The sequence below is a fragment of the Candidatus Frankia alpina genome (genome assembly GCF_902806485.1).
GTDB classification, from domain to species: Bacteria; Actinomycetota; Actinomycetes; order Frankiales; family Frankiaceae; genus Frankia; species Frankia alpina.
Genome location: NZ_CADCWT010000276.1, coordinates 1 through 5,574, shown reverse-complemented (window position 1 = coordinate 5,574; position 5,574 = coordinate 1). Strand labels below are relative to the sequence as shown.

5 protein-coding genes are annotated in these 5,574 nt (G+C 71.6%); all 5 read left to right on the top strand.

The annotated features are described in order from the left end of the window. Positions 1 to 76: 76 nt before the first annotated feature. Entirely contained in the window at positions 77 to 1,147 is a 1,071-nt protein-coding gene (locus G6R25_RS20720) for an ABC transporter substrate-binding protein (RefSeq protein WP_136449654.1), read from the top strand. Then, positions 1,144 to 2,055, top strand: coding sequence for an ABC transporter ATP-binding protein (locus tag G6R25_RS20715; RefSeq protein ID WP_163554264.1), 912 nt, complete (start codon positions 1,144 to 1,146; stop codon positions 2,053 to 2,055). Before G6R25_RS20720 ends, G6R25_RS20715 begins: the two co-directional genes overlap by 4 nt. A gap of 570 nt (positions 2,056 to 2,625) precedes the next feature. Continuing rightward, the gene (locus G6R25_RS31985) at positions 2,626 to 2,928 is read left to right on the top strand and encodes an ABC transporter permease subunit (RefSeq protein WP_336502228.1); all 303 of its coding nucleotides are present in this window, start codon (positions 2,626 to 2,628) and stop codon (positions 2,926 to 2,928) included. 56 nt (positions 2,929 to 2,984) lie between these two features. Beyond that, entirely contained in the window at positions 2,985 to 3,806 is an 822-nt protein-coding gene (locus G6R25_RS20705) for an ABC transporter permease (protein WP_419469394.1), read from the top strand. 766 nt (positions 3,807 to 4,572) lie between these two features. After that, the coding region (locus tag G6R25_RS28075) for an amidohydrolase family protein (RefSeq protein WP_235949260.1) at positions 4,573 to 5,574 on the top strand (1,002 nt) is incomplete at its 3' end.

The window sequence follows — 5,574 nt, the reverse complement described above, 5'->3', positions numbered from 1 at the left end:
ATACTCCGCGTAGCAGATCGCAACCTAGAACGATCTTCCCGAGGCCCTGGTCCGAGACGACGCCGATGGGGGTTTGGTGACAACAGGTCTGGATCGGCGAGGTTTTCTCCGCCGGGGTGTGGGAGCGACTCTGCTTACCGTCGGCGGGAGCGGTCTGCTCGCCGCATGCGGCAGCGACGACGACGGAGACTCGGCCTCGGGTGGTGCCGGTGCCGGTTCGTTCGGCACGTTGAGCATGCGGCTGTCCTGGATCAAGAACGCGGAGTTCGCCGGCGAGTACGTCGCCGACCAGCGCGGGTACTACAAGGCGGCGGGTTTCTCCGGCGTCAACCTGATCGCCGGCGGCCCGTCGGCGACGCCGCAGGACACCGACGTCGCCACCGGAAAGGCCTTCATCGGAATCTCCTCACCGGACATCACCGGGACCGCGATCGTCCAGGGCGCCCCACTGAAGATCATCGGTGCGCAGTACCAGAAGAACCCCTTCGCCATACTGTCGTTGGCGAAGAGCCCCCTCAAGACGCCGCAGGACATGGTCGGCAAGAAGATCGGCGTGCAGGCGACGAATGAGTCGGTCTGGTCGGCGTTTCTGAAGGCGAACAAGCTTGATCCGTCGTCCATCACGAAGGTGCCGGTCGAGTTCGACCCGCTGCCGCTGACCACCGGAACGGTCGACGGCTGGTTCGCGTTCGTGACGAACGAACCGAACCTGCTGCGGGTCAAGGGTTTCGACGTCACCACATTTCTGCTCGCCGATCACAACTATCCGCTCGTCTCGGAGACCTTCATGGTCACCGACGGGTCGATCGCGAAGAATCGCGACAAGGTGAAAGCGGCGCTGACGGCCGAGATCCGCGGCTGGAAGGACGCCACCGCCGACGCCTCGCTCGGCGGCAGGCTGGCCGCCACCGTCTACGGCAAGGATCTCGGCCTGGACGAGAAGGAACAGGGCCTGGAGAGCACCGACCAGAACAAGCTCATCCTCACCGCGGAGACGAAGAAGAACGGGCTGTTCACACTCACCGACACCCTGGTCGAAGAGAACATCGCCACCCTCAAGCTCGCCGGCGTCGACATCACCGCGGAGAAGCTGTTCGATCTGTCCATCATCCGGGAGCTGTACAAGGAGAAGCCGGAACTCGTATGAGCGCAGCCGCCACGCCCATGTCGGAGGCGGTCCCGGGACCGTCGGCTCCCCGCGTACCTGCCCCCGGCTCCGGCTCCGGCTCCGGCGTGAAAGTGGCGGGCCTGTGCAAGGAGTTCCGTCTCGGCCGCAAGTCCGTGCTTGCCCTCGACGACGTTAATCTCGCCACCGCCGAGGGCTCGTTTCTGACGCTCATCGGGCCGTCGGGCTGCGGCAAGTCGACGGTGCTGCGCATTCTCGCCGATCTCGACGCGCCCAGCGCGGGTGAGGTGCTGGTGCACGGGGAGCCCCCGGCGGCCGCCCGCCGCGGCCACCATCTCGGCATCGCCTTCCAGGACTCGGCGCTGCTGCCGTGGCGCTCGGTCGAGTCCAACATCCGCCTGCCGCTGGAGGTCGCCGGGGCGAAGGCGGACCGGGCGGTGATCGCCGACCTGATCCGGCTGGTGGGGCTCACCGGCTTCGAGAAGGCCCGCCCGGCGCAGCTGTCCGGCGGGATGCGGCAGCGGGTCGCGATCGCGCGCGCCCTCGTCGTCGAGCCGCGGATCCTCCTACTCGACGAGCCGTTCGGCGCCCTCGACGACATGACCCGCCAGCGGCTGAACTTCGAGCTACTGCGGATCTGGGGCGAACGGGCCACGACCACCCTGCTTGTCACCCACTCCATCCCCGAGGCGGTGATCCTTTCCGGCGCCGTCGCGGTGATGAGCGCCCGACCGGGCCGCATCTGCGCGCTGGTCGACATCGACCTGCCCCGGCCGCGCACCCCGGAGATGCTGCGCTCGGCGCGGTTCCACGAACTGCACGACGAGTTGTCGGCGCTGCTGTTCGCCGGCGGCGAGCCCGCGGCAGAGACCGCGGCGATGGCAGGGACGGCGGCGACGGCGGGCGGCCCCGCTCGGAGCGGAGTATGACGACCCTGCAGGACGCAGCCTTCGGCGCGACCGGCGGCGGCCCGGGCGGACCCGGGGGATCGGACGGGCCGGGCGCTCCCGGAGCGGGGCGCCGCCGCGGCGGGGACGGGACGGGAACCGACCGGTCGTCCTGGATCGGCGGCGCGGCCGGCATCGTCGGGCTCCTCGCGTTGTGGTGGGTGCTCGCGATCACCGTGCTCGACAACGGCGGCGTGGTGCCCACCCCGTGGGAGGTCGTGCGGGCGCTGTGGGACGACCACCGGCTCATGTGGATCTCGGCGAAGTCGACGGTCGAGATCGCGGCGAAGGGCTGGTTGATCGGCAACGGCCTGGCCATCGGCCTCGCCGTGGTGTTCTTCGGGGTGCCGGTGGTGGAGCGGGTGCTGCTGCAGATCGGGGTGGCGTCCTACTGCCTGCCGATCATCGCGATCGGACCGATCCTCACCACCGTGTTCGACGGCAGCACCCCGCAGATCGCCCTGGCTGGCATCTCCGTGTTCTTCACGACGATGGTCGGCACCCTGCTCGGGCTGCGGGCTGCGGGCTGCGGATCCGGCGAGCCTCGACGTCGTGCGGGCCAGCGGCGGCGGTGCCTGGAAGCAGATGCGGTACATCCGGTTGCGGGCCGCCCTGCCGAGTACCTTCGCCGCGCCGGCGGCCGTCCTCGGCGCGATCATCGGCGAGTACCTCGGCGCCGACCGGGGGCTCGGCGTGGCAATGGTCCACTCCCAGCAGGCCCTGGAGGTTCCGCGGACGTGGGCGCTGGCGGTGGTCGCCTCCGCGGTCGCCGGGTTGGGCTATGCGTTGACCGCACTCGTCGCTCGGCTGCTCACCCCGTGGGCGCCGCGCGGGAACCCGGGCGGCGGGCAGTGACGGCTGGCGCCCCGACGGCGACCGACGTGGAACCGGCCTCGGCCGCCTCGGCGCCGCTGCCGGCCCCGGGGCGCGGCGTGCACGTGCTGCTCACCGCGATCCTGCTGCGGGTCGGCCGCACGGTGCTGTCCGCCGTCGCGTCCGCCGCCGTGATCGTCGGCCTCTGGTACGCGTTCATTGCCGTGTTCGATCTTGATCCGCTCGTGGCCAAGGACCCGCAGGCGGTGTGGACGTACCTGTTCACGGCCGACAAGGCCGCCGAGAGCCGCCGGACGATCCTCGACGGGCTGTGGCACACCCTGGGCGACGCCGGGGTCGGATATCTGGCGGGCACCGTGGCGGCGATCGTCGTCGCCGTCTGTTTCGTGCTGTTCCGCTCGGTAGAACGGGCGCTGATGCCGGTGGCGATGATGCTGCGGTCGGTGCCGCTGGCGGCGATGATTCCGCTGCTCACCCTGATCTTCGGGCGGGGCCTGACCGCCGTCGGCATCATCGTGTTCTTCCCGTCGCTGGTGAACCTGGTCTTCGGGTTGCGGTCCGGCCCGCCGGCCGCCGCCGACCTGGTCCTCGCCTACGGAGGCGGTCCCGTGACCGTGCTGCGCAAGGTCGCGCTGCCCAGCGCGCTGCCGGCGTTGTTCGTCTCCGCTCGCATCGCAGTCCCGGGCGCGGTCATCGGGGCGCTGCTCGCCGAGTGGCTGGCGACCGGCGAGGGGCTCGGCTACTACATGCAGCGCGCCCAGCAGACGTTCGACTACGGCGGGGTGTGGGCCTCGGTGGTCGTGATCACCGTGGCGAGCATCGCGCTGTACGCCATCGTGGGCTTCATCGAGGCGATCGTCCTGGCGCGATACGGGCCGAACTCGGGTCTTGGCAGGTAGAGAGGATTGTGATGACCGCAATGGTGCCGTCGATTGCACCTCCCGCATCGTCCGGACGGGCGATCCTGGGGCAGTCGGTTCTCCGTCGTGCCCGTTGTCGCCCCCCGGCCTGCCCTCCCGCGGCGTATCTGGTGTTTCCGCTGGGATATAACGAAAATCGGCGTGATTTACGCGAAGTTTCCGGGCGGCCGCCTTCCCTGTCTGCCGTCCGTACATGCGCCGCCGGCGTCGGCCGGTGGACGAAGGGCTGCTTTTGAACGTCGAATGCACCAGCCTCGGACCCCGGCTGATGGCGGCATGCGGCCGGCCGACGCGGACGGCTTCCGTCGGTTCGGCCACATACCCGCGGGCACCCGCCAGAACGGAGTCACCCGTCATGATCCCCGGCGCGGACCGGCGCGACCCCCGGCTGGATCCGGCCGGTCCGATCGGGCACCTCCCGGTGGCCGATCGGACCGGCTTGCTCCCTCGCCCGCCACGCTGGAACGCCTGCGCCGGGTCGCCGACGGCGAGGAGGACGCCGACCTGGTCGTGCGCGGCGGGCTGGTCGTGGTAGTTCAGAACGGCACCGTCGTCAACCGCGACATCCTAATCGTCGGGCGCTACATCGCCGCCGTGACCAGGCCCGGGGTGCTCAACGGGCGGCGTTCCCTCGACGCCGCCGGCCGCTACGTCGTCCCCGCCTACGTCGACGCCGGGCTGCGGGTAGAGGAGACGCTGCTCAGCGCGGGCGAGCTGGCCCGACTGCTCATCCCCCCCCGGGACGGTGACGCTGCTGACCGACCCGTCGACGCTGTTCGCCCTCGCCGGGGCCCGGGGCGCGGAACTCGCCACCGGCTCCGCGACGCCGCTGCGGGTACTGCTCCGTTCGGGCGATGCCCTGCCGCCCAACGCCGACCTCCCGCTCCCCGCTCCGCCTCCGCTCGTCCCACCGGCCGCCGCCCACCCGGCGGTCCCACCCGCCTCGCCCACCACCACCTCGATCGTCGAGGTGACCCCGGCGCCGTCCGGGACCGGGGTGGGCGGCCTGTCCGCGCTGGGCACGGGGCCCGCGGCGGACGCAGCCGCACTGCGCTGGGCGTTGGGCACCCCCGGCCCGATCAGGAGCAGGACGGTCACCGAGCTCGCCACCCACGGCCATCTCGACCATGACGTGCGGCTCGCCGTCGGCCAGGGCATCGGCCCGATCGACGCGATCCGGCACGCCACCCTGCTTCCGGCACGGGTGCACGGCCTGGACTCGATGTTGGGTTCCATCGCCCCCGCCCGGCTGGCCGATCTGCAGGTGGTGTCCACCCTCGCCGGCACCGCGCCGCCCGACGTGGTGGTCGCGGGCGGCCGGATCGCCGCCGAGCACGGCCGTCCGCTGTTCGACAACCACGACCTGGCGCCGGCCTGGGCCGTCGGCCGAATCCGGCTGCCGGCCAACCTGCACGCCGGTTCCTTCGCCGGCCCCGGGCTGAGCCGGGCGGGCCGTAGAGACGCCAGCGTCGCGGTGGTCAGCATCGACGCGCCCCGCGAGCTGGTCGGCCCGCCGGTCGCCGGCGGTGCGGGAGGTGGTCCGCTGGGCGCGCCTGGCCCCGAGCCGGTGACCGAGACCGCCCGCCGACACGGCGTGCGCACCGTGCGGGTGCAGCCGACGGTGCACGGCGGATACGCGGTCGTCGACCCCACCCGCGACCTGCACAAGGTCGCGGTCTTCGAGCGGGACGGCGGCGGTGGGTCGGTCGACGTCGGGTCGGTCGACGTCGGGTCGGTCGACGTCGGG

What these genes read in the sequence shown, in the direction of transcription:
- G6R25_RS20715 (WP_163554264.1), top strand. Translation starts at nt 1,144, where the DNA reads ATGAGCGCAGCCGCCACGCCCATGTCGGAGGCGGTCCCGGGACCGTCG.